Below are 712 nucleotides of genomic sequence, written 5' to 3'. Positions count from 1 at the left end.
GCCCTTCTTCATCTCCCGCTGCGCGGCGGCGATGGCTGCGGGCACGCCCTGGTTCTGGGAGAGGGCGAAGTCGTACGCGGCGATCGCCGCGGCGGCCGACGAGTCGGCGATCGTGTTGTAGGTGTCGAAGAGGGCCTGGCCGTTGGCGGTGACGGTGCTGATCGTGCCGTTCTGGCCGATGAGTGCCTGGCCGTAGCCCTTGGACTTGTCGATGCCGTTCGCCATGGCCTCGGTGGCGCGGGTGACGGCTTCGTTCACGCGGGCCTGCGCGGCCTGGAGGGACACCGACCCGCCGGACAGCAGGTCGAGGGCTTCGCGTAGGGCGCGGGTACGGGAGTCGGCGTCGGCGGTCTTGTCGGCGAGCTGGCCGACGGACCGCTTGAGCAGGTCGTAGGCGGTGGTGTTCTTCCCGGCCTTGGCGACGCCCTGGGCGAAGGCCTCGGCGTCGTCCTTTGCTTTGCGGAAGTCGCCGGCGAGGCCGCCGATGCCGACCCGCAGGTCGTCGGCGGCGCGCCCGGCGACGGTGAAGCCCTCGGCGCCGACGCCGGTCTCGGCGTCCAGGTTCCACGTCTTCTGGGCCGCGGCGGCCGCGGCGAGGCGGTCTTGGAGGTCGTCGAGGGAGGAGCCCTGGTTGGTGTAGGCGTCGACGAGCTCGGACATGGGGATCCGAGCGCGCTTGGCGACGTCGACGAGGCGCTGCTGGCCGTCGAGC

1 protein-coding gene is annotated in these 712 nt (G+C 71.9%); it reads right to left on the bottom strand.

What is annotated here, in order from left to right; all coding sequences use genetic code 11:
• A partial coding sequence (locus tag MB828_RS38280) for a hypothetical protein (protein WP_301652181.1) occupies nucleotides 1-712 on the bottom strand: 712 nt, incomplete at both ends.

It is taken from the genome of Streptomyces arenae (genome assembly GCF_022343545.1).
Taxonomy (GTDB): domain Bacteria; phylum Actinomycetota; class Actinomycetes; order Streptomycetales; family Streptomycetaceae; genus Streptomyces; species Streptomyces humi.
The sequence above is the reverse complement of the archived record's forward strand: the minus strand, read 5'-3'. Positions and strand labels throughout refer to the sequence as shown.